Source organism: Mycobacterium sp. NGS67, assembly GCF_059812185.1.
Genome location: NZ_JCALCF010000038.1, coordinates 20,945 through 44,478 on the forward strand (window position 1 = coordinate 20,945; position 23,534 = coordinate 44,478).

At 69.1% G+C, this 23,534-nt stretch carries 18 protein-coding genes; 12 read left to right on the forward strand and 6 right to left on the reverse strand.

Annotated features, from left to right (window positions below; translation table 11 throughout):
* Nucleotides 1–10 precede the first annotated feature (10 nt).
* Nucleotides 11–1,060, reverse strand: coding sequence for an enoyl-CoA hydratase/isomerase family protein (locus tag AC5Y4D_RS24405; protein WP_499946755.1), 1,050 nt, complete (start codon nt 1,058–1,060; stop codon nt 11–13).
* Nucleotides 1,061–1,321: 261 nt separating this feature from the next.
* Here AC5Y4D_RS24405 and AC5Y4D_RS24410 point away from each other — a divergent pair, with 261 nt between their 5' ends.
* Both AC5Y4D_RS24410 and AC5Y4D_RS24415 read left to right on the forward strand, forming a co-directional pair.
* The gene (locus AC5Y4D_RS24410) at nt 1,322–2,155 is read left to right on the forward strand and encodes a Bax inhibitor-1/YccA family protein (RefSeq protein ID WP_499946754.1); all 834 of its coding nucleotides are present in this window, start codon (nt 1,322–1,324) and stop codon (nt 2,153–2,155) included.
* A 162-nt stretch (nt 2,156–2,317) separates the two neighbouring features.
* Nucleotides 2,318–3,172: an endonuclease domain-containing protein gene (locus AC5Y4D_RS24415; RefSeq protein ID WP_499993541.1), complete on the forward strand. Its 855-nt coding sequence runs from the start codon at nt 2,318–2,320 to the stop codon at nt 3,170–3,172.
* 313 nt (nt 3,173–3,485) lie between these two features.
* On the opposite strand, the gene AC5Y4D_RS24420 is transcribed toward AC5Y4D_RS24415, so the two are convergent.
* Entirely contained in the window at nt 3,486–4,703 is a 1,218-nt protein-coding gene (locus AC5Y4D_RS24420) for an acetyl-CoA C-acetyltransferase (protein ID WP_499946926.1), read from the reverse strand.
* Between the two features lie 77 nt (nt 4,704–4,780).
* Nucleotides 4,781–5,731 (reverse strand): SGNH/GDSL hydrolase family protein, encoded by a 951-nt coding sequence (locus tag AC5Y4D_RS24425; RefSeq protein WP_499946939.1) that lies wholly within the window; start codon nt 5,729–5,731, stop codon nt 4,781–4,783.
* A gap of 210 nt (nt 5,732–5,941) precedes the next feature.
* On the opposite strand from AC5Y4D_RS24425, the gene AC5Y4D_RS24430 reads away from it, so the two are divergent.
* From AC5Y4D_RS24430 to AC5Y4D_RS24445, 4 genes are all read left to right on the forward strand, one after another.
* Entirely contained in the window at nt 5,942–7,009 is a 1,068-nt protein-coding gene (locus tag AC5Y4D_RS24430) for an alpha/beta hydrolase (protein WP_499946940.1), read from the forward strand.
* A 106-nt stretch (nt 7,010–7,115) separates the two neighbouring features.
* Nucleotides 7,116–8,510 (forward strand): cystathionine beta-synthase, encoded by a 1,395-nt coding sequence (locus AC5Y4D_RS24435; protein WP_499946927.1) that lies wholly within the window; start codon nt 7,116–7,118, stop codon nt 8,508–8,510.
* Between the two features lie 41 nt (nt 8,511–8,551).
* The gene (locus tag AC5Y4D_RS24440) at nt 8,552–9,211 is read left to right on the forward strand and encodes an RDD family protein (protein ID WP_499946928.1); all 660 of its coding nucleotides are present in this window, start codon (nt 8,552–8,554) and stop codon (nt 9,209–9,211) included.
* Nucleotides 9,212–9,410: 199 nt separating this feature from the next.
* Entirely contained in the window at nt 9,411–10,565 is a 1,155-nt protein-coding gene (locus AC5Y4D_RS24445) for a cystathionine gamma-synthase (RefSeq protein ID WP_499946929.1), read from the forward strand.
* Nucleotides 10,566–10,661: 96 nt separating this feature from the next.
* Here the strand turns inward: AC5Y4D_RS24445 and greA are convergent, their stop codons facing one another.
* Nucleotides 10,662–11,156, reverse strand: coding sequence for a transcription elongation factor GreA (gene greA, locus AC5Y4D_RS24450; RefSeq protein WP_036364008.1), 495 nt, complete (start codon nt 11,154–11,156; stop codon nt 10,662–10,664).
* A gap of 184 nt (nt 11,157–11,340) precedes the next feature.
* The gene (locus AC5Y4D_RS24455) at nt 11,341–11,775 is read right to left on the reverse strand and encodes a DUF4307 domain-containing protein (protein ID WP_499946930.1); all 435 of its coding nucleotides are present in this window, start codon (nt 11,773–11,775) and stop codon (nt 11,341–11,343) included.
* Nucleotides 11,776–11,854: 79 nt separating this feature from the next.
* Between AC5Y4D_RS24455 and mca the strand changes: the two genes are divergently transcribed.
* Genes mca through AC5Y4D_RS24475 form a run of 4 tightly spaced genes read left to right on the forward strand, consistent with a single transcriptional unit; the run spans nt 11,855 to nt 15,407 of the window.
* Nucleotides 11,855–12,727, forward strand: a complete 873-nt coding sequence (mca, locus tag AC5Y4D_RS24460) for a mycothiol conjugate amidase Mca (RefSeq protein WP_499946931.1) — start codon at nt 11,855–11,857, stop codon at nt 12,725–12,727.
* Nucleotides 12,724–13,014 carry a hypothetical protein gene (locus AC5Y4D_RS24465; protein WP_499946932.1) on the forward strand — a complete coding sequence of 97 codons (291 nt, stop codon included), beginning with the start codon at nt 12,724–12,726 and terminating at the stop codon, nt 13,012–13,014. The genes mca and AC5Y4D_RS24465 overlap by 4 nt, the downstream gene beginning before the upstream one ends.
* Nucleotides 13,001–15,010: a thioredoxin domain-containing protein gene (locus AC5Y4D_RS24470; protein WP_500038425.1), complete on the forward strand. Its 2,010-nt coding sequence runs from the start codon at nt 13,001–13,003 to the stop codon at nt 15,008–15,010. Before AC5Y4D_RS24465 ends, AC5Y4D_RS24470 begins: the two co-directional genes overlap by 14 nt.
* A gap of 13 nt (nt 15,011–15,023) precedes the next feature.
* Nucleotides 15,024–15,407, forward strand: coding sequence for a nuclear transport factor 2 family protein (locus tag AC5Y4D_RS24475; protein WP_500038426.1), 384 nt, complete (start codon nt 15,024–15,026; stop codon nt 15,405–15,407).
* An 8-nt stretch (nt 15,408–15,415) separates the two neighbouring features.
* Here AC5Y4D_RS24475 and trhA read toward each other — a convergent pair whose 3' ends face one another.
* Nucleotides 15,416–16,180 carry a PAQR family membrane homeostasis protein TrhA gene (gene trhA / locus AC5Y4D_RS24480; protein ID WP_499946936.1) on the reverse strand — a complete coding sequence of 255 codons (765 nt, stop codon included), beginning with the start codon at nt 16,178–16,180 and terminating at the stop codon, nt 15,416–15,418.
* A 135-nt stretch (nt 16,181–16,315) separates the two neighbouring features.
* Between trhA and AC5Y4D_RS24485 the strand changes: the two genes are divergently transcribed.
* Both AC5Y4D_RS24485 and AC5Y4D_RS24490 read left to right on the forward strand, forming a co-directional pair.
* Entirely contained in the window at nt 16,316–17,104 is a 789-nt protein-coding gene (locus AC5Y4D_RS24485; RefSeq protein WP_500038427.1) for a (2Z,6E)-farnesyl diphosphate synthase, read from the forward strand.
* A 560-nt stretch (nt 17,105–17,664) separates the two neighbouring features.
* Entirely contained in the window at nt 17,665–23,457 is a 5,793-nt protein-coding gene (locus AC5Y4D_RS24490) for a PE family protein (protein ID WP_500038428.1), read from the forward strand.
* Nucleotides 23,458–23,534 lie beyond the last annotated feature (77 nt).

Sequence of the window (23,534 nt, forward strand, 5' to 3'; positions counted from 1 at the left end):
CTTTGCCTCTCTAGAAACTCAGGTCGTCGTCCAGGGGCGCGAAATAGGCCGCGACGTCGGCGACCGTCACCTCGTCCAACCTCGCCGGCGACCACTTCGGGTTGCGGTCCTTGTCGACCAGTTGTGCGCGGATGCCTTCGACGAAATCGTGCGAACGCAGCGACGCCGAGGACACCCGATAGTCCTGCACCAGAACGTCTTCCAGCGTCTCCAGTTCACCGGCGCGGCGAACCGCTTCGAACGTCACCGACAGCGCGATCGGGGAGCGGGTGGCGATCAGGTCCGCGGCCTTGTTGGCCTCTGCCGCGTCGTGGCTTCGCAGCGCGGCGACGATATCTGCGACGGTGTCGGCCGAATAGCACTCGTCGATCCATTCACGTTGTGCCGCAAGACCACTCGGTGGAGGTTCGACGGCGTGGTGGGCGAGCGCGCCTTCGACGCCGTCGGTGGCGACCGCCGCGGTGAACGCGTCCAGGTCGCTGTGTGGCACGTAATGGTCGGCGAATCCCAGCGCGATGGCGTCGGCGCCGTCGAACGGTGCCCCGGTCAGCGCGGCGTGCAGGCCCAGCTTGCCCGGCGCCCGGGCCAGCAGGTAGGTGCCGCCGACGTCGGGGATGAAGCCGATGCCGACCTCGGGCATCGCGATCTTGGAGGTGTCGGTCGCCACCCGGGTATTCGCGTGGGCGCTGACCCCGACGCCGCCGCCCATCACGATGCCGTCCATCACCGCCACGTAGGGCTTGGGAAACCGGCCGATCTGTCCGTTGAGCAGATACTCGTCGCGCCAGAACCGTCGCGCCTCGACGCCGTCTTTGCGGGCGCTGTGATAGAGCGCCACCACGTCGCCGCCGGCGCACAACCCGCGCTCGCCGGCGCCGGTGAGCACCACCGCGCGCACCGCCTCGTCACGCTCCCACCGGGTCAGGACCGTGGCCAGCAACTCGACCATGTTCTGGCTCAGCGAGTTGATCGCCTTCGGCCGATTGAGGGTGACGAAGCCGACCCCGCCGTCTACTCGGGTCAGAACCTCGTCGGACTCCCCAGTTACGGCCCCAGTCACCCGCTCGTCTCCCCTCGTCGGAATACCTGGCCTACCGCGGCCACGTCGACCATGAGTTTGACCAGCAATCTAGATCGTTACTCGCTCGCCGATGCCCGCGGGGCTAAGGTTGAGGGCTATCCGGACCTTCATCCGGACTGGGTACAGGAGTCCCGGACGAACTAGACACAGCAGCTCCGCTGGGGAACCCGAGCGGACCACCAATCGTTGAGCAGTTGTTCGTCGGCTAACAGCCACATGAATCTCAGAGAGGATCCGACGGTGCGGGAGACAAGCAACCCGGTATTCCGCTCGCTGCCGAAGCAGCAGGGCGGGTATGCGCAATTCGGTCCCGGTCTGGCGCCGGGGTACCAGGGTGACCCCTACGCTCCTTACCAGCCGCAGGTGAGGCCTTCGCGCCCGCTCACCATCGATGACGTCGTCACCAAGACCGGCCTGACGCTGGCCGCCCTGTCGGCTGTCGCGGCGGTGTCGTACTTCATGGTGGCCGCTAACAAAATGCTGGCGTTTCCGTTTGTCCTGGTCGGTGGCTTGGGCGGCTTCGGATTGTTGATGTTCACGATCTTCACGGGCAGGCAGGACAAGCCGGCGCTTGTCCTGAGTTACGCCGCGTTGGAAGGTCTGTTCCTCGGCGCTTTTTCATTCCTGCTGACCTTCAATGTGAATATCGGCGGTCAGTCGCCGAATGCCGGGGTGATGATCGGCCAAGCCATCCTGGGCACGCTCGGCGTGTTCTTCGGCATGCTTGTCGTCTACAAGACGGGCGCAATTCGCGTCACGCCTAAGTTCGCCCGGATGCTTTTCGCTGCGTTGATCGGTGCGGTTGTGCTGTCGATCGGCAACCTGATCATGAGCTTCTTCACCGACGGTGCCGGCCCGCTGCGTAACGGCGGGACTATCGCGATCATCTTCTCGCTGATCTGCATCGGCATCGCCGCCTTCAGCTTCCTGATCGACTTCGACGCCGCCGACCAGATGATCCGCGCGGGGGCGCCGGAGAAGGCGGCGTGGGGAATCGCGCTGGGCCTGACCGTGACGCTGGTCTGGCTGTACACCGAGATCCTGCGCCTGCTGAGTTATTTCCAGAACGACTAGTCGATCCCCTCGACGGGCAAAGCCGGCACGCCATCGCGTGCCGGCTTTCTCTTTGTCTGGGCTCTCGCGTTGAGTCTGCGTTGAGGGCGTGGGTTACTCGCACTTTGTCGCCCTGAGCGCAGAGTCAACTGAGGTGTCGGTGCGCGCTGGCACCATTCCGTCATGAACTACGCAGGTGGACTATTCATCGGCAGTGAGGCGCTTGCCGCGGGCGAGCTGAGTAAGTACGAGCTTCGCAAGTATTACCGCGCGATCATGCCGAATGTCTACCTGGACAAAGGAGTCGAGCCGTCGTTGCGACAACGCACTGTTGCCGCGTGGCTCTGGTCGCGTCGGGAAGCGGTAATAGCCGGTGCCGCTGCATCGGCGATGCTCGGCGCCAAATGGGTTGACCACGACGCGCCAGTCGAGTTGATCTGGCGCAACGCGAGGACACCGCCGCGCGTCGTGACGCGCGATGAGTTGTTGTTAGCTGGCGAGTTCCAACGGCTGCAGGGAATGCCGGTGACGACGCCCGAGCGCACCGCCTTCGACATCGGCCGCCGCGGACCCCTCGGTCGCGCCGTTGCCAGACTCGATGCCCTTGCTGCGGCGACCGACTTCAAAGTTTCCGATGTCGAGGAGTTGGCTGCCGGCCATCGGCATACCCGCGGCTTGCGCCAACTGGAAGCCGCGCTGGGTCTGGTGGACGGCGGGGCTCAATCACCAAAGGAAACCTGGCTGCGGCTGCTGTTGATCGATGCGGGTTTCCCGAAGCCTCGCACGCAGATACCGGTGCTGGGGCCAGACGGATTGCCCCGGTACTTCCTTGACATGGGCTGGGAAGACATGATGTTGGCGGCCGAATACGACGGCGAGCAGCACTGGACCAACCCGGAACAGTACGCGTGGGACGTCGAACGCCAGGAGTACATCAACGAGGTCGGTTGGACCGTCGTCAGGGTGGTGAGTCGGCATCGGGCCGCAGATATCATTCGCCGAATGCATTGTGCCTGGGACGCGTGCTCGTTGCGTTGAGTCTGCGCTGAGGACGCCGCCTTCTCGCACTTTTGCGCCGTGGACGCAGAGTCAGCGGACGGCGGGGTCGGGAGTGCGTTGAGTCTGCGCTGAGGGTGCCGCCTTCTCGCACTTTTGCGCCCTGGACGCAGAGTCAACGGACGGCGGGGGTCGGGAGTGCGTTGAGTCTGCGCTGAGGGTGCGTCCTTCTCGCACTTTTGCGCCCTGAACGCAGAGTCAACGGACGGCGGGGTCGGGAGTGCGTTGAGTCTGCGCTGAGGACGCCGCCTTCTCGCACTTTTGCGCCCTGAACGCAGAGTCAACGCCAAAGCAGCTATGACAGCCGCTCGATCACCATCGCCATACCCTGCCCGCCCCCGACACACATGGTCTCCACACCGAATGTCTTGTCGTGGGTCTGCAGGTTGTTCAGCAGGGTAGCGGTGATGCGCGCACCCGTCATGCCGAACGGGTGGCCCAGCGCGATCGCCCCGCCCGAGACGTTCAGCTTGTCCTCGTCGATGCCCAGCTCGCGCGCCGAGCCCAGCACCTGCACTGCGAACGCCTCGTTGATCTCGAACAAATCGATGTCGTTCACCGACATGCCCGCCCGCCCCAGCGCCTGCTTCACCGCCTCGATCGGGCCCAGGCCCATGATCTCCGGGGACAGCCCGCTCACACCCGTGGCCACGATGCGCGCCAACGGCGTCAGGCCGAGTTCCTTGGCTTTGGTGTCGCTGGTGATCACGACCGCGGCGGCGCCGTCGTTCAACGGGCAGGCGTTGCCCGCGGTGACCGTGCCGTTGGGCCGGAACACCGGCTTGAGCTCGCTGATCTTCTCGTAGGTGGTACCCGCGCGGGGGCCGTCGTCGGTGCTGACGGTGCTGCCGTCGGGCAGGGTGACCGGGCTGATCTCACGCTCGAAGAAGCCGTTCTTGATCGCCTCCTCGGCGCGGTTCTGGCTGCGTACTCCCCAGTGATCCTGGTCTTCGCGGCTGATGCCGGTCAGCGCGGCCACGTTCTCGGCGGTCTGACCCATCGCGATGTAGATGTCGGGCACGTTCCCGTCGGCGCGGGGGTCGTGCCATTCGTCGGCACCCGCGGCAGCGGCGGCCGTGCGCTGCTGGCCCTCGTCGAACAGCGGGTTCTTGGTGTCCGGCCAGGAGTCGGCGCTGCCCTTGGCGAACCGGGACACCGTCTCCACACCGGCCGAAATGAACGCGTCGCCCTCGCCGGCCTTGATCGCGTGGAACGCCATGCGGGTGGTCTGCAGCGACGACGAGCAGTATCGGTTGACGGTGGTGCCCGGCAGGAAGTCGTAGCCGAGCTGCACGGCGACCACGCGCGCGACGTTGAAACCGGACTCACCGGCCGGCTGGCCGCAACCCAGGATCAGGTCGTCGATCTGGTGCGGGTTCAGTGCCGGCACCTTGTCGAGTGCGGCGCGCACCATCTGGGTGGCCAGATCGTCGGGCCGCATGCCGACCAACGAACCCTTCATGGCGCGGCCGATCGGTGAACGGGCAGTTGAGACGATGACGGCTTCGGGCATGACGGCTCCCTCGGAGAGTGGCGCAGATGGGAACGCCCACCCGGCCCGGCTAGGACGAGACGCAATAAATCTAGTCGCTACCCGTCGACCGTCTCCGCGACGGGTGCTGCCTGGCGCCGCCACAGCCGCGACAAAATCGTGCGTCGCTGCTCGCTGCTGCCGCCGGCCAGAGCGGTGGATCGAGAAGGCAACGGCGGCAACGCAATTCCGGCCTTCTCACTCAGAGCTTGATGCATGGCCAGCAGTAACTCCTCGGCCGCCAGTGCGTAGGTGGTGGCCGACGGGTGGTACCGGTCCGCGGAGAACATCAACTCGGGAGTGCCGCTGCGGAAACGCGGTGCCAACAGCAATGCCAGCGGCACCGGCACACCGCCGGCAGCCCGCACGGCGGCGGCTTGGGCGCGGGCCAACTGCGAACCGCGGGTATGCGCCAGGTGGCGCAACGGCTGCGGGATGGCGGTGATGACACCGAAATCCGGGCAGGTGCCCACCACCACCACGACGCCCCGGTTGCGCAGCTTGCGCACACACGAGCCCAGCCGCTGCGCCGACGGGCCGACCCCGTTGAGTGCGGTGATGTCGTTGGCGCCCAGCATGATCACCGCCGCGTCCGGCGGCGGACCGGCCACGAACATCGCGTCGACCTGTCCCACCAGACCTTTGGAGGTGGCACCGACGATCGCCTTGGTGCTCAACCGGATCCGCATGCCGGTCTGCTCGGCCAGCTTGCGCGCGATCAGCACGCCCGGCACGTGCTCGGCGCTGCTGCATCCGTAGCCGGTGGCGGTCGAGTCGCCGAACATCATCAGGTGCAGATCGAACGGCGTTCCCCGCCGCCAGCGCTGCACCGGCGCACCGCCGGGCGCGTAGACGCCGTCGGCGCGCGGCGGCATGTCGAAGGATTTCGGGATCACGGTTCGCACATGCGTCGCCTGACCCACCAGCAGGTTGCGTGCGCCCAGATAGGCCGTGCCCGTCGAGGCGAGTGCACCCGCAGTGGCCAGAGCGATCGTGGAACGCCGTGGCACGCGCATGCTCACGGATCTAGTTTAGAACTGTTGTGCTCATTTCGTGGGTAGCTGAAGAACAAACCGGTTACGGTGTGAAACAAATGCGATATCGAACTGAATAAACGGATGTCGAGTGGGTAATCGGCTGCCAAGCTAAGTTTGCGAGCTCGGCACCATCGAACTCGTCACATGCTGTATCGGACTACAACGGCGTAGGAAGTGTTGAGCATGACCGCTCCAAGTAAGGTCTCCGGTTCACCCAGAGTCACGATTCGCCCGCGCGACGCGCTGAAGGCCCGTAGACTCGAAGCCCGCAGGTTTGCCATCAGTGACGGCGCACCCGTCGAGGTGGTCGAGGCCGGCCCAAGTGTCGCTGCGCGGTTAGCCACGCTTGCGACGCGCGTCACGATACGACCCGTTCTGGCTGCCGGTAGCTACGTCCCGCACCTGCCTTGGCCCTGGGGTTTGATCGATCATGCGGCCCGCGTGCTGCTGCCCGCGACCAACTGTGTACGAGCCGAGGTGAAGCTGCCAAATGCTTGCGCGCAACTGGTTCGGGCATCCGGTGTGCTGCCCGCCGACGGTACCCGACGGGTCGTGCTGTACCTGCACGGCGGCGCGTTCCTGACCTGTGGAGCAAATTCCCACGGCCGACTGGTCGAGACACTGTCGAAGTTTGCTGACGCGCCCGTTCTCGTCGTCAACTACCGGCTGATGCCCAAGCATTCCATCGGGATGGCTCTCGACGACTGCTACGACGGCTACTACTGGTTGCGCGAGCTGGGATACGACCCGGAGCAGATCGTGCTGGCCGGCGACTCCGCCGGCGGCTACCTGGCGCTGTCCCTCGCGCAGCGGCTGCTGCGTGAAGGCGAGGAGCCCGCGGCGCTGGTGGCGATCTCGCCGTTGCTGCAGCTGGCAAAGGAAGACAAGCAGGCCCATCCGAATATCAAAACGGACGCAATGTTTCCGTCCAGGGCTTTTGACGCGCTTGGTCAATTAGTTGCTAGCTGTGCGGCGAAGAACAAGAAATTCGGTCGTCCCGAAGATATCTACGAACCGCTCGAGCACATCGAACCCGGCCTGCCGCGGACGTTGATCCACGTGTCCGGCTCTGAGGTGTTGCTGCACGACGCACAGTTGGCGGCACGCAGGCTGGCCGCGGCGGGGGTGCCGGCCGAGGTGCGGGTCTGGCCGGGACAGGTGCACGACTTCCAGGTCGCCGGACCGGTACTGCCCGAGGCGGAACGCTCGTTGCGGCAGATCGGGGAGTACATCCGCGAGGCGACGGGTTAGCGGGCGAGGCCACGGGCTAGCGGGCGCGACGGGCCAGCAGGCGACGCGAGGGCCAGCGGTCGGCCCGAGTGCGGCGCCGCGCGAAACCGCCTGAGACCATAGGCGCATGCGAATCGCGCAGCACATCAGTGACCTCATCGGCGGTACCCCGCTGGTTCGGCTGAACTCCGTCGTCCCCCCAGGCGCGGGCGTAGTGGCCGCCAAAGTCGAGTACCTCAACCCCGGCGGCAGCTCCAAGGACCGGATCGCCGAGCGGATGATCGATGCCGCCGAGGCCAGCGGCGAACTGAAGCCAGGCGGCACCATCGTCGAGCCCACCTCGGGCAACACCGGTGTCGGACTGGCTCTGATCGCCCAGCGCCGCGGCTACAAATGTGTATTCGTCTGCCCCGACAAAGTCGGCGAGGACAAACGAAACGTGTTGCGCGCGTATGGAGCCGAGGTCGTGGTGTGCCCGACGGCGGTGCCGCCGGAGGATCCGGACAGTTACTACAGCGTGTCCGACCGACTGGTGCGCGAAACCGAGGGCGCGTGGAAACCCGACCAGTACTCCAACCCGGAGGGTCCGGCTAGCCATTACGCCACCACCGGCCCGGAGATCTGGGCCGACACCGACGGCAAGGTCACCCACTTCGTCGCCGGCATCGGGACCGGCGGCACCATCACCGGCGCGGGCCGCTACCTCAAAGAGGTCTCCGACGGGCGGGTGCGCATCATCGGCGCCGACCCGGAAGGCTCGGTGTACTCCGGTGGCACCGGCCGGCCCTACCTCGTCGAGGGCGTCGGCGAAGACTTCTGGCCCGCCGCCTACGACCCGGCGGTGCCCGACGAGATCATCGCCGTCTCGGACTCCGACTCATTCGACATGACCAGGCGATTGGCGCGTGAAGAAGCCATGCTGGTCGGCGGATCCTGCGGGATGGCCGTCGTGGCGGCGCTGAAAGTCGCCGAACAGGCTGGACCGGACAGCTTGGTCGTCGTCCTGCTGCCCGACGGCGGACGCGGCTACATGGCCAAGATCTTCAACGACGCCTGGATGTCGTCGTACGGGTTCCTGCGCAGCCGCCTCGACGGCTCGGCCGCGGAGGCAACGGTGGGGGATGTGTTGCGGCGCAAGTCCGGTGCGCTACCCGATCTGGTGCACACCCATCCGTCGGAGACCGTGCGCGACGCCATCGGCATCCTGCGCGAGTACGGGGTGTCGCAGATGCCGGTCGTCGGCGCCGAGCCTCCGGTGATGGCCGGTGAGGTCGCGGGCAGTGTCTCCGAACGCGAACTGTTGTCGGCGGTGTTCGAAGGTCGCGCCAAGCTGGCCGACGCGGTGTCGCAACATATGAGCCCGCCGTTGCGGCTGATCGGGGCAGGTGAACTGGCCAGCGCGGCAGGCAAGGCGTTGCGCGACTGGGACGCGCTGATGGTGGTGGAGGAGGGCAAGCCGGTCGGGGTGATCACCCGCTACGACCTGTTGGGCTTCCTGTCCGAGGGAACGCGACGACGCTAGTATCCCGCTAAGTTCAGCTAGTCCTCGTCGGAAGGTTGCCCATGACCGCTCAGCCGCCCCCCGGCGGGTCCTACCCACCCCCGCCTCCGCCGCCCGGGTCGTCCGGCGGCTCACCGTCGGGCGGGTTTCCGCCGCCGCCGAACGCCGGGGGCGGTGCCGGATTCAATCCGCCTGCGGTCGCCGGTGCGGCACCGCCACCGCCGCCGCCCGGTGGCTACCCGCCGCCGCCACCACCCACGGGTGCGGTCGCACCGCCGCCGCCCGGCCCGGCGATCAGGGAGCTGCCGACGGAGTCCTACACCCCGTGGGGAACCCGGGCGCTTGCATTCCTGATCGATTTCGCCCCGGTGCTGGTCATCGGTGCAATCACGACGGCGATAGCGCTGGTCGTGCCGGACGACTCGATCGTCGCCACGCTGCTGAATTTGGTGGCAAACGGGGCGATCGCTGCCTACGTGGTTTGGAACTACGGCTACAAGCAGGGCGTCACGGGGTCGAGCATCGGCAAGTCGATCATGAAGTTCAAGGTGGTCAGCGAGGTCAGCGGCGACCCGCTGGGATTCAGCATGTCGTTGGTGCGCCAGCTCGCGCACTTCGTCGACGCGATCATCTGCTATGTCGGGTTCCTGTTCCCGTTGTGGGATAAGACGCGTCAAACCCTAGCCGACAAGATCATGACAACGGTCTGCCTGCCACTCTGATCCGAATCGAGTCAATCGGACCGGATGCGGGTCCCGCGGCCGGACGAGAGTGAACACAGGGCTTTGAAAGTGCAAGCAGGGCGGGAGAATTCGCGATTTCCCGCCCTGGCTTCACCCTGGAAGCCATAGCTTCACGCTCAAGGCCGTAGGCGCACACTCAATGCCCGAGCGGCGCTGGACGCGATTAGGCTGGCCCTCGATGAGCGATGAACACGTCTTCACCGGCCTGGCCACCAAGGCGATCCATGCCGGCTATCGCCCGGATCCCGCGACCGGCGTCGTCAACCCCCCGATCTACGCCAGCAGCACCTTCGCCCAGGACGGGGTCGGCGGCCTGCGCGGCGGGTTCGAGTACGCGCGCACCGGCAACCCGACCCGGTCGGCGTTGGAGGCCGCGCTGGCCGCGATCGAGGACGGCAGGTTCGGGCGCGCATTCAGTTCCGGCATGGCCGCGACCGACTGTGTGCTGCGCGCCGTGTTGCGACCCGGGGACCACGTGGTCATTCCCGACGACGCCTACGGCGGCACCTTCCGGCTGATCGACAAGGTCTTCACGCAATGGGGCGTCGCCTACACCCCGGTGGCGCTGTCAGACCTGGACGCGGTGCGGGCAGCCATCACTTCGCAGACGCGGTTGATCTGGGTGGAGACGCCGACCAACCCGCTGCTGTCCATCGCCGACATCGCCGGTATCGCCCAGTTGGGAGCCGAGACGTCGGCGAAAGTGTTGGTGGACAATACCTTTGCCTCACCCGCGCTGCAGCGCCCGCTGACGTTGGGCGCCGACATCGTGCTGCACTCGACCACCAAGTACATCGGTGGTCACTCCGACGTCGTGGGCGGCGCGCTGGTCACCGACGACGAAGAACTCGACCAGGCGTTCGCGTTCCTGCAGAACGGCGCGGGCGCGGTGCCGGGCCCGTTCGACGCGTACCTGACCATCCGGGGAATCAAGACTCTGGTGTTGCGGATGCAGCGGCACAGCGAGAACGCCGCAGCCGTCGCGCAATTCCTGGCCGAACATCCGGCGGTGAGCGCCGTGCTGTACCCCGGCCTGCCCGACCACCCCGGTCACCAGGTCGCCGCGCGGCAGATGTCCGGTTTCGGCGGCATGGTGTCGGTGCGGATGCGCGCCGGACGGCAGGCGGCCGAGCAGCTGTGTGCCGGCACCAAGATCTTCATCCTCGCCGAATCGCTGGGCGGGGTGGAATCGCTGATCGAACACCCCAGCGCCATGACGCACGCGTCCACTGCCGGGTCACAGCTGGAAGTTCCTGACGACCTGGTGCGACTCTCGGTGGGTATCGAAGACGTCGCCGACCTGCTCGGTGATCTCGAACAGGCGCTGGCCTGACTTCCCGCCGGTCTGCGTCTCCGCCGAGCGTGAAACTGACGACGCGACACCCCGCTCAGGCGTCGCGCGCTTCACTCTCGGCGCCCTAAGCAGGACTCAGGAGTGGTAGGGCTCCGCGCTGACGAGCGTCACCTCGACCGTGTTGCCGCTGGGCACCTTGTAGCTGCGGGTTTCGCCGACCTTGGCGTCGATCAGCGCGCCACCCAGCGGTGAATTCGGCGAGTAGACCTCAAGCTTGCCGTCGTTGACGCCCTCTTGGCGGGTGGCGATCAGGAAGGTCTCGCTGTCGGACTTGTCGCCGTTGTAGTAGACCTTCACCACCGAACCGGGCAGCGCGACACCGGACTGCTTGGGCGCCTCGCCAACCTTGGCGTTGTTGAGCAGATCCTGCAGCTGCCGGATGCGGGCTTCCTGCTGGCCCTGCTCCTCGCGGGCGGCGTGATATCCGCCGTTCTCCCGCAGGTCCCCCTCTTCGCGGCGGTCGTTGATTTCAGCGGCGATGACCGGACGATTGGCGATCAGCTGATCGAGCTCGGCCTTGAGTCGGTCATGTGACTCCTGGGTCAACCAGGTCACCTGAGTGTCCGTCATCTCGTGGCGCTCCTTGCTTTGTCGTTCCGCGTATTCGCGTGAATACTGATCCCGCTTCGGGGCCAGTCCCCCCGCCCCTAATGCAGCAATACACGGTCCCAAGCAGGACCGTGCACTCGACTACGTTACCACCGCGCTAACCGATGATGACTGACATATCCGCAGTTCGGCGTTTGTCGGGCGGTCACGGCGAGCGCAGATAGGCGGGTATGTCTGTGCCGCAGCCGTATACGTCCGCGATCACCGGCGGCTTGCTGGATTTCAGGGTCGCGGTGACCTGCACCGTGGCCTGCTCGGCCGGCGGCACCAGCACCTCGCGCCGGCCGGTCTCGCTGCCGTCCTTGGACCGCACCCGCACGATGCAGTCCACCGGGCGCGACGGGTCCTTGCGGGTGACGCTGATGATCACCGAGGCCGTCTCGTCGTCGATCACTTGATAGCCCGCCAGCGTCCCGGTGACCGGGGCAGTGCCGATCCGCTGGTAGCCGACGACTGCGATGGCGATGCCCGCCGCCAGGGCCGCCGCGGTCAGACCGAGGATCACCCAACGCCGTGATTTCCGGGAGAGGCGGGTGCGGCCGTAGCGTGCCTCGGGACGCTCGAGCGAATCGTCAGTCATGCCCTGGGGAGTTGTGGGGTACAGGAGAACTGGAATTATAGGTGGCACTCGACAGAGCCGGACGAACACTAGGGAGCACGTGAGCAAGCTGCGGTTGATGGCGGTACATGCCCACCCCGACGACGAATCCAGCAAGGGCGCCGCGACCCTCGCCCGGTACGCCGATGAGGGTCACCAAGTGCTGGTGGTGACGTTGACCGGTGGTGAACGCGGCGACATCCTCAACCCCGCGATGGACCTGCCCGACGTACACGGACACATCCACGAGATCCGCCGCGACGAGATGGCCAAAGCGGCCGAGATCCTGGGCGTGGAGCACACCTGGCTGGGCTTCGTCGACTCCGGCCTACCCAAAGGAGACCCGCCGCCGCCGCTACCCGAAGGCTGCTTCGCGCTGGCGCCGCTGGAGACGTGCACCGAGGCGCTGGTGCGGGTGGTCCGGGAGTTCCGACCGCACGTGATGATCACCTACGACGAGAACGGCGGTTACCCGCACCCTGATCACATCCGCTGCCATCAGGTTTCCGTCGCCGCCTACGAGGCGGGCAGTGACCACCGGCGGTTCGCCGATGCCGGCGAACCCTGGACGGTGTCCAAGCTCTACTACGTGCACGGTTTCCTGCGGGCCCGGATGCAGCTGTTGCAGGACGAGTTCGAGAAGCACGGCCAAAAGGGGCCGTTCGACAAATGGCTCAAGCACTGGTTGCCCGAGCACGACCACTTCGAGAAACGGGTGACCACCCGCGTGGAGTGCTCGGCGTATTTCGGCCAGCGTGACGATGCGCTGCTCGCGCACGCCACCCAGATCGACCCGAACGCCGAGTTCTTCGCCGCCCCGATCTCGTGGCAGGAGCGGCTGTGGCCGACCGAGGAATTCGAGCTGGCCCGCTCGCGGGTCCCGGTGGCACTGCCCGAGACCGACCTGTTCGCCGGAATCGAGCCGGACCAGTGAACGCCCTTCTGCTCACCGTGATTGCAGACGGCGGCACCCGCAACCCCGGCCCCGACTTCGGCAAGGCCAGCCCGCTGGGCTTGTTGATCGTCGTGCTGCTGGTCGTCGCCACGGTCTTCCTGGTGCGCTCGATGAACCGGCAGCTCAAGAAGGTCCCCGAATCGTTCGACCGGCAGCACCCGGAACCGGACCAGGCCGCCGACGACGGCACCGACACGGTCGACCGCGCCGACCCGGGGTCCGACGGCGACGGACCCGCGCGGCCGGCCGCTCATGACCCCGGCTGACGGCGCGGGCACCAACACCCTCGCGCAGGCCACCAGCCCCTACCTGCGCCAGCACGCCGACAACCCGGTGCACTGGCAGCAGTGGACGCCGCAGGCGCTGGCCGACGCCGCCGCGCGCGACGTGCCGATTCTGTTGTCGATCGGGTACGCCGCCTGCCACTGGTGTCACGTGATGGCGCACGAGTCGTTCGAGGACGACGACGTCGCGGCGGCGATGAACGCGGACTTCGTCTGCATCAAGGTCGATCGCGAAGAGCGGCCCGACATCGACTCCGTCTACATGAACGCCACCGTCGCGTTGACCGGGCAGGGCGGCTGGCCGATGACGTGCTTTCTGACCCCGGACGGCCGGCCGTTCTTCTGCGGCACCTACTACCCCAAAGACAGCTTCTTGCAACTGCTTTCGGCGATCAGCGACACCTGGCGGGAACGTCGCGGTGAGGTCGAGGAAGCTTCGGACCACATCGCCGGGGAGCTGCGCTCGATGAGCTCGGGACTGCCCGGCGGCGGTCCCGAGGTGGCCCCGGAACTGTGCGACCATGCCGTCGCCGTCGTACTGGGCGAACAGGACACCGTCCACGGCGGCTTCGGCCACGCCCCCAAATTCCCGCCGTCGGCGTTGCTGGAGGCACTGCTGCGCAACTACGAGCGAACCGGGTCGCCCGCCGCGCTCCAGGCGGTGACCCGCACCGGCAACGCGATGGCCCGCGGCGGCATCTACGACCAACTCGCCGGCGGCTTCGCCCGCTACAGCGTCGACAACGCCTGGGTGATACCGCATTTCGAGAAAATGCTGTACGACAACGCGCTGCTACTGCGGGTTTACGCGCACTGGGCGCGGCGGACCGGGGACCCGCTGGCGCGCCGGATCACGGCGCAGACCGCTCGGTTCCTGCTCGACGACCTCGTCGCGGACGACATGTTCGTCTCTTCGCTGGACGCCGACGCCGACGGCCGCGAAGGGTCGACCTATGTGTGGACGCCCGCCCAACTGACCCAGGTGCTGGGCGCCGACGACGGCCGTTGGGCGGCAAGGGTTTTCAATGTCACCGAGTCGGGCACCTTCGAGCACGGCACCTCGGTGCTGCAATTGCTCAGCGAGCCCGACGACCTGGCGCGACTGGAGACCGTCCGGGCCCGCTTGCTGGCCGCCCGGCATACCCGGGTGCAGCCCGGGCGCGATGACAAGGTGGTGACCGCCTGGAACGGACTGGCGATCACCGCACTCGTCGAAGCCGGCGTCGCGCTCGGCGACCCGGAGCTGGTCCACGCGGCCCGGCGCTGCGCGAGCGCGCTACTCGAACTGCACGTGGTCAACGGCCGGCTGCGGCGCGCCAGCCTGGGTGGAGTGGTGGGCGACAGTGCGGCGATCCTCGAGGACCACGCCATGCTGGCCGTCGGGCTCACGGCGCTCTACCAAGCCACGGCCGACGGACGATGGCTTGTCTCGGCCACCCGGCTGCTGGACGCGGCGGTGCAGCATTTCGGTGATCCGCAGCGGCACGGCCGGTGGTTCGACACCGCCGACGACGCCGAGCAGCTGGTGCTACGGCCGGCCGACCCGCTGGACGGCGCGACGCCGTCGGGTGCGTCGTCGATCGCCGAGGCGCTGCTGACCGCGGCGCATCTGGTGGACGGACCACGCGCCGAGCGTTATCTGCAAGTCGCGGGCGAGACCCTGGGTGCCCACTCGGTTTTGCTGGCGCGCGCGCCCCGCTCAGCCGGACATTGGCTGGCCGTCGCGGAAGCGGCCGTCCGCGGCCCGCTGCAGATCGCGGTGTCCTGCGCCGAACCGTCGTCGTTGTTGGCCGAAGCCCGCCGGCTCGCCCCCGGCGGAGCGATCGTCGTCGGCGGCCCGGTGGACTCGTCGCCGCTGCTGGCCGGACGCGACCGGGTCAACGGCGCCGACGCCGCCTATGTGTGTCGCGGTCGGGTCTGCGATCTGCCGGTCACCGGCGCCGACCATCTCGCGTCGGCCCTCGGCGTGCCCGGGTAGTAGCGTGCGTCCCATGCCGAACGCCGCCGACCGTGTCCAGCTGATCACCGACACGGTGCACCGCTACATCAAGACCGTGAGCGACGGCAGCGCCGCGGATCTGACCGCGTTCTACGCCGACGACGCCACGCTGGAGGATCCGGTCGGCGGCGAAGTGCACATCGGCACCCGCGCCATCCAGGGTTTTTACTCGGTAGTGACAGGCGCACAACGTGAATGCGAACTGGTGACGCTGCGAGTCTGCGGCAACGAAGCGGCGTTCCACTTCCGGCTCACGGTCACCATCGGCGCCCACACGATGCGCATCGAGCCCATCGAGACGATGGTGTTCGACGACAGCGGCAAGGTCACCGCGATGAAGGCTTACTGGTCAGCGGCCGACATGACCCAGCTCTAGAACGCGCTCTAGAAGACGACGAACCACATCGCGATGTAGTGGCAGATCGCCGCGACCGCGGTGCAGGCGTGGAAGAACTCGTGGTAGCCGAAGGTGCTCGGCCACGGGTCCGGCCACTTCACCGCGTAGAGGACGCCGCCGATGCTGTACAGCGCGCCGCCGACGAAGAGCAGCACCATGGCCGCGACTCCGGCGTTGTGCAGGATCGTCCCGGTGTACCAGACCGCGACCCAGCCCAGCAGGATGTACAGCGGCACCCCCACCCAGCGCGGCGCCGAGGGCCACAGCATCTTCAGCGTGACTCCGGCCAGCGCACCGCCCCAGACGATGGCCAGCACCACGTGGCCGTCGTGGCCCGGTAGGGCAAGCAGCGCGAACGGTGTGTAGCTGCCTGCGATGAAGACGAAGATCATCGAGTGGTCTGCGCGCTTCATCCAGGTCCGCGCGGTGGCGGACTTCCAGTTCACCCGGTGGTAGGTGGCGCTGACGGTGAACATGATGATGGTGGCGAAGGTGTAGAGCATCGTCGCCAGGCCGGCTTTGGTGGAATCCACCGCCCAGGACACCGCTACCAGCGAGGCGCCCGCGGCGACCGCCGTGCCGGCCGAGTAGACGTGGATCCAGCCGCGGAAACGGGGCTTGGTCAGGACCTTGGCGACGCCCTCGACGATCTGGTGCGCTGCGCCTTCGACCGCATCCTGGGCGGTCTGCACCGGCGAGGATTCGTCCTTTTCCTGCTCAGCGTTGGTGAGCGTGCTGGTTTGGCTGCTCATCTGTCCTCGTCTGTGATCTAGCGATGGGGTCATATCAGGTTAGCGAAATCAGCTGAGTAGAACCTGATGGACATTCAGTGATATAGCCGGAATTCGACCCGAGAAACTGGCGCACGTCACAGTAGGGTGATCCTCGTGGAGATCGTCCCGCCGCGCCTCAAGGAGCCGTTGTACCGGCTGTACGAGCTGCGGCTGCGGCAGGGTCTGGCCGCGACGAGATCCGAGTTGCCGCGTCACATCGCGGTCTTGTGCGACGGGAATCGCCGCTGGGCGCGCAGCTTGGGCTACGACGACGTCAGCGTCGGTTACCGCATGGGGGCAGTCAAGATCGCCGAGATGCTGCGGTGGTGCCAGGAAGCCGGGATCGAGATGACCACCGTCTACCTGCTGTCCACCGAGAACCTGCAGCGCGACGCCGACGAGCTCACCGCCCTGATCGAGATCATCACCGATGTCGTCGAGGAGATCTGCGCGCCGGCCAACCGCTGGAGCGTGCGTACCGTCGGCGATCTCGCGCTGCTCGGCGAAGAGCCGGCGCGTCGACTGCGGGACGCGGTGGACTCCACTCCGCAGAACGCCACCTTCCACGTCAACGTCGCGGTGGGCTACGGGGGACGGCAGGAAATCGTCGGCGCGGTTCGGGCCCTGCTGAACAAGCAACTCGCCAACGGCGCCAGCGCCGAGGAGCTTATCGAGGCGGTCACTGTCGAGGGCATCTCGGAGAACCTTTACACCTCCGGGCAGCCCGACCCGGACCTGGTGATCCGCACCTCGGGGGAGCAGCGGCTGTCCGGATTCCTGCTGTGGCAGAGCGCCTACTCGGAGATGTGGTTCACCGAGGCGCACTGGCCGGCGTTTCGGCGCGTGGACTTCCTGCGCGCCCTGCGCGACTACACCATGCGGCATCGTCGGTACGGCAAGTAGCCGATCCGGTTCGATAGCGTCCCGGCGTTAGCTGGCAGACCGCTCTGTCTACCCCCGAAAGGGTCTGTCGGCGTGGGCGGCGGCGTGCCGTCGTTCGTGACATCCGCGACCGCAACTGTCACGCGCACAACGTCGCCGCGCAGCCGCAACTACGCCCTCTAGCAAACTTTAATACCGCGGGTTGCCCGCTTGCGACAAGGCTGTTTCATCCACGATTCCGAGCACCGAAAGCATTTCGTATTCAACTTGCGTCAGTACCGGGCCCTACGTTTCGAGGTATCTGACAGATTGTCAAACACGTTGCAGCACAACTACTTATGAATAATATGTCTGGCTGCCTGAGAAGACGTCGATGAGACCGCAGTGGATGATTATGAATTCAAACACTGTCCGGCAAACATTCAGTGATGGGCCCGCGGCGGGCGTCCAGGCGAACGCCGGATAAGCCCTCCAGAAAAATCTGAAAATTCCTGTTTCAACTTCTGGCATTTCGTTGTCGAGAGCATGTACATTCCCCATTCGAGTGACCTCGTCAGCTATGAACCACAGGAGTTTCAGCGATGTCGTATTTGGTGGCTGCCCCGGATCTGTTCGCCTCGGCCGCGGCGAACTTGGAGATCTTGGGAACGTCGATCACCGAGGCCCACGGCGCATGGTCGGCACCCATCGCGTCGTTGTTACCGGCAGCCCGCGACGAGGTGTCGGCGGCCATCGCCGCGTTGTTCGGCACGCACGCGCAGGGCTATCAGGCGCTGAGCCTGGAAGCCCAGACGTTTCACCAGCAGTTCGTGCAGGCCTTGAGTTCGGCGGGTGGTGCCTACTCGGCCGCCGAGGTCGCCAACGTCAACCCGTTGCAAGCCGCGACGGATCTGATCAACGCGCCCACCCAGGCGCTGTTCCAGCGCCCGCTGATCGGCAACGGCGCCAACGGCGCGGCGGGGACCGGCGCCGCCGGCGGTGCCGGCGGCCTGTTGTGGGGCAACGGTGGGGCAGGCGGATCCGGCGCGGCCGGTCAGGTCGGCGGTGCCGGTGGCGCCGCCGGGTTGTTCGGTAGCGGTGGCGTCGGCGGTGCGGGCGGCGTGGGGGCCAACGGTGGCGTCGGTGGCGCCGCCGGCTGGTTCGGCAACGGCGGCGTCGGCGGCGTGGGCGGCGCCGGTGCCAACGGCGGTATGGGCGGTTCGGGCGGGATGCTGTACGGCAACGGCGGTACCGGCGGCGCCGGCGGCATCGGTGCCGGTCCCGGTCTGACCGGCGGTGTGGGCGGCACTGGCGGCAACGCCGGCATGTTCGGCGCCGGCGGTGTGGGCGGTGCCGGCGGGGCCGGCGGGACCGGTGACCCGTCGTCGCTCATCGCCGGTGGTACCGGTGGCGCGGGCGGTGCCGGTGGTAACGGCGGAACGCTGTTCAGCACGGCCGGTGCCGGTGGTGCCGGCGGCGCAGGTGGATACGGCGGTGACGGCGCGGACGCCACCGTCGCGGGTGCGACGGGCAGCGCCGGTGGTCAGGGCGGTAACGGTGGCGCCGGCGGCGCGGCCGGTGGCACCGGCCTGTTGGGGGCCGGCGGAGTGGGCGGTGCCGGTGGTGCGGCCGGGCTTGGCGGTAACGGCGGCGTCGGCGGCGCCGGCGACATCGGCACTCCCGATGGCGGTGCCGGTGGTCAGGGCGGTAACGCCGGCGTCGGTGGCGCGGGCGGTGCGGGCTCGCTTGGTGCGGCAAACGGCGCCGCGGGTGCCGCGGCCACCGGCGGTGGCAACGGTGGTACCGGCGGGGCGGGTCTCACCGCCGCAGGTGGCTCGAATGCGGCCGGCGGTAACGGTGGTGTCGGCGGTAACGCCGGATCGGCCGGTAACGGTGGCACCGGCGGTGCAGGCGGTAACGGCGACGGCAGTGCCGCCGGGGGCAAGGGCGGTGACGGCGGTGTCGGCGTGGTCGGCGGGACCGGTGGTGTCGGCGGCGACGGCGGCGTGACCGGCAACGGCGGCGCCGGTGGTAAGGGTGGCGCCGGCGTGGCCGGCGCGGCGGGCGTGAATGCGGTCACTCCCGGCGGTGCGGGTGGTACCGGAGTGACCGGCGGCACCGGCGGTGTCGGTGGGGCTGGTGGCCACGGCGGCGCGATATCGGGCGACGGCGGCGCCGGAGGCGCCGGCGGTGCCGGAGGTCTCGGCGGAGCCGGCGGCAGCGGCGCCACTGGTGCTGACGCGACCGTGGCAGGTGCGACCGGTGGAACCGGTGGTGTGGGCGGCGCCGGCGGCCTTGGCGGTCAGGGTGGCGCCGGCGGCGTCGGGGGCACCGCGCTGGGTTCCGGCACCGGTGGCGCTACCGGTGCCGGTGGAGTCGGCGGTAACGGCGGCGCTGCGGGACTCGGTGGTAACGGTGGGATCGGCGGTGCCGGTAACTCCACCGTCCGCAACGGTGGCGTCGGTGGCCAGGGCGGAAATCCCGGCAGCGTCGGGGCCGGCGGAGCCGGCGGATTGAATGGCACCGGAACCAGCGCAGCTGCGAGCGGTGCCGCGGGCGCCGCGGCGCTGACTGGCGGCAACGGCGGCGCCGGCGGCGCGGGCTGGAACGCTGTCACGCCGGGCGCCAATGGCGGTAACGGTGGTCGCGGCGGTGCCGGTGGCCTGGTGGGCAATGGCGGTGCGGGCGGTGCCGGCGGCAACGGCGCCATCGGCGCGACCGGCACGGACCCAACCCAAACCGGTGGTGCCGGTGGGACCGGCGGCAACGGTGGTACCGGTGGTGCCGGCGGTGACGCCGGGACGAAGGCGGGCTCTGGCGGGACCGGCGGTCAGGGTGGCATTGGCGGGCAGGGCGGCACCGGCGCAGTCGGCGCCTACGCAGCTGACCCGTCCCAGATCGGCGGTACCGGCGGGGTCGGCGGCGCCGGTGGCCAAGGCGGCGGCGGCGGTCGTGGCGGCCTCGCACAGAACCCGCTCGGCAACCTGGGCGTCGGCGGTGTCGGCGGTGCCGGCGGTAACGCCGGACTCGGCGGCGACGGCGGCCACGGCGGAAATGGCACCATCACCAGCATCCATGGCAGCGCAGGCGGGATCGGCGGTAACGCCGGCACCGTCGGGGCCGGCGGGGCCGGCGGATTGAACGGCAACGGGACCGTCGCTGCCGCGAATGGCGCCGCGGGCGCCGCGGCCACCAGTGGAGGCAACGGCGGTGCCGGCGGCGACGGGTACAACGCCGCCGCGGGCAACGTGACCGGCGCAGCGGGCGGTAACGGCGGCGCCGGCGGTAAGGGCGGTTCGGTCGGCAACGGTGGCGCCGGCGGCGCCGGTGGTAGCGGCGCAGTGGGTGCGCAGGGCGCGACCGGCGGCACCGGTCTGCAGGGTGACACCGGCCAGGCCGGAGGTATCGGCGGCCACGGCGGTGCCGGCGGCGCGGCCGGCTCGCTGGCAGGCAACGGTGGCGCCGGTGGCGCGGGCGGTGCCGGTGGCGTCGGTGGCGTGGGCGGCACCGGTGGTGTCGGTGAGACCGGTGCCGATGGCGGCGGGGCTGGCGGAACGGGCGGACAGGGCGGCCTCGGCGGTGGCGGCGGTGTCGGCGGTAACGGCGGCGCCGGCGGTGCGGCGGCGAAGGGCGTTGCGGGCGCAGTCGGCGCCGGTGGCGCCGGTGGTAACGGTGGTGCGGCCGGCATCGGCGGCACCGGTGGTGTCGGTGGCGACGGCAACTCCGGCAACATCAACGGCGGTGCCGGTGGTCAGGGTGGCGCCGCGGGCACCGGCGGGGCCGGTGCGGCGAAGGGTACTGGCGGGCCCGGCGGCGGTCCGAACGGCGTTACCGGCGCTGCGGCCACCGAGGGTGGCGACGGCGGTGTCGGCGGCAAGGGCTACGCCGCCGAGGCGGGCTCGAACGCAGCCGGAGGTGTCGGCGGCAACGGTGGGGCCGGCGGTGTGCTCGGCAACGGTGGTGCCGGTGGCGTGGGTGGTGCCGGCGACGGCACCGGTGCCGGTGGCGCCGGCGGTGAGGGTGGTGTCAGCGGAGCGCAGGCCGGCAACGGTGGCGCCGGCGGTGAAGGTGGCGCCGGCGGCGAGACGGGTACTGGTGGCATCGGCGGTGCGGGCGGCCTCGGCCAGTCACCGTTGGGTGTCGGTGGTGCCGGCGGTCACGGCGGCACCGGCGGTGCGACGTCTGGTGACGGCGGCGCCGGTGGTGCTGGCGGTATCGGTCAGGCCGGCGGTGGTGCCGGCGGTCACGGTGGCGACGCCGGGGAGGCCGGCAACGGCGGTCACGGCGGCGCCGGTGGTGCGGGTCTGCAGGGCAAGGCCGGTGCGGCCGGGGTCGGCTCGGGTGGCAACGGCGGCGCCGGGGTTGCCGGCGGCTTCGGTGGTGTCGGCGGCAACGGTGGCGCCGGCGGCACGGTGTCCGGTGACGGTGGTGCCGGCGGTACCGGCGGCGCAGGCGCACAAGGCGGTAACGGCGGTCTAGGCGCCAACTCCACGAACCCGACCACGGCCGGCGGCTTCGGTGGAGCTGGTGGCGCCGGCGGTAACGGTGGCGCAGGCGGTAACGGTGGCGCTGCCACCGCAGGCACCGTGGGTGCTGCCGGAGACGGCGGCGCCGGTGGTGGAGCGGGCCTCGGCGGGAACGGCGGCCGCGGCGCCGACGGCACTGCGGGCAACATCAACGCCAGCAATGGCGGCAAGGGCGGCGACGCAGGCGCGGTCGGGACCGGCGGCACGGCGGGCACCGGCTCGACCGTCGGCAACAACGGCACTAACGGCGCCGGGGCGATCAACAGCGGCAACGGCGGCGACGGCGGCAACGGCTTCAACGCCGGCGCGCTCACCAATGGCTCGGCCGGTGGTAAGGGCGGCAACGGTGGTGCCGGCGGTTCGTATGGTGACGGCGGTCACGGCGGTAGCGGTGGCAATGGCGCGACCGGCACCACCGGTGGCGCCAGCGCCGCCGGCGGCACCGGTGGCCAGGGCGGCAACGGTGGAGCGGGTGGCGCCGGCGGATCTGTCTCCGGTGACGCAGGTAACGGCGGCAGTGCCGGAAACGGCGGCCAGGGCGGCCAGGGCGGTAGCGGTGCTGCCGGCTCCACCTCCAGTACCGCTAATGGCACCGCCGGCACCGGTGGCGCAGCGGGTGCCGGCGGCGCCGGCGGCGCCGGCGGCAGGGGTGGTGACGCGGGTACGGCCACGCTGGGCAACGACGGCACGGCTGGCACCGGCGGTAACGGTGGTACGGGCGGTAACGCCGGGACGGCTGGCACCGGCGGCAACGGCACCGGCAACCGCACCAACGGTGGTACCGGGGGTAACGGTGCCGCTGGTGGGGCCGGTGGCGCCGGTGGTGCCGGTGGTACCGGCACTGCGACCACCAATGGTGGTGTTGGTGGTAACGGCGGCCAGGGCGGCATCGGATCCACTGGTGGTACGGGTGGTTTGGCTACCGGTACCACCGGCGGCAACGGTGGAGCTGGTGGCACCGGCGGTAACGGTGGCGCCGGAGGCAACGCGGGTGCCGGTGGCGATGGCCAGTCCGGCGGTGCCGCGGGTACCGCCGGAAACGGTGGCCAGGCCGGCGACGGCGGCAACGGCGCCCAGGGCGGTGCCGGCCAAAACACCAACACGGTCGCCAGCCGCGACGCCCGCGCCGGTGGCGCCAGCGGCGCCGGCGGTGTCGGCGGTGCCGGCGGCAACGGCGCGTCCGGTGGCACCGCGACCGGAGGCGGCACCAATGGCGCCGCCAGCGATGGTGGCGACGGTGGCGCCGGTGGTAAAGGCGGAACCGGCGGCAACGGCGGCAACGGCGGCGCCGGAACCAGCGGTACCCAAGTCGGCGGTCTGGGCGGCGCCGGTGGCGCAAGCGGTGCGGGCGGTGCCGGTGGCGCCGGTGGCCTCGGTGGAGCAGGCACCGACACCACCGCGGGTGGAGCCGGCGGTAATGGCGGGCAAGGCGGCGAAGGCGGCCAGTCGGGCGCCGGCGGTACCGGTGGTGGCGGCAAGGGCACCGGCGCGGGTGGTCTCGGCGGCAGTGCGGGCACGGCGGGAGCTGGTGGCGTCGGCGGCGCCGGTGGTACCGGCGGTGCTGGCAACGGCGGCGGCGTCGGCGGTAACGCCGGAAACTCCGGCAACGGCGGGCAAGGTGGTGCCGGAGGCAACGGTGGTATTCCGAACACCGGCATTGGCGGCCAGGCCGGCAATGGTGCCAACGGCGGCGCCGGCGGCAACCACGCCAACGGCGGTACCGGAGGGGCCGGCCTGGGCGGCGGACCCAGTGGCGGCTCGGGTGCGGACGGTGCCTTCGGTACTGGCGGCCTAGGCGGCGCGGCGGGCACCCCAGGTACGGGCGCCGCCGCAGGCACTCCGGGCACCAACGGTCCGAACGGCACGTAAGCACTCAATGAATCGGCCACGTAAGCGGCCTACCAGGTATTACTCCACACACGTCGAACAGCGACAGTCTGCACTGT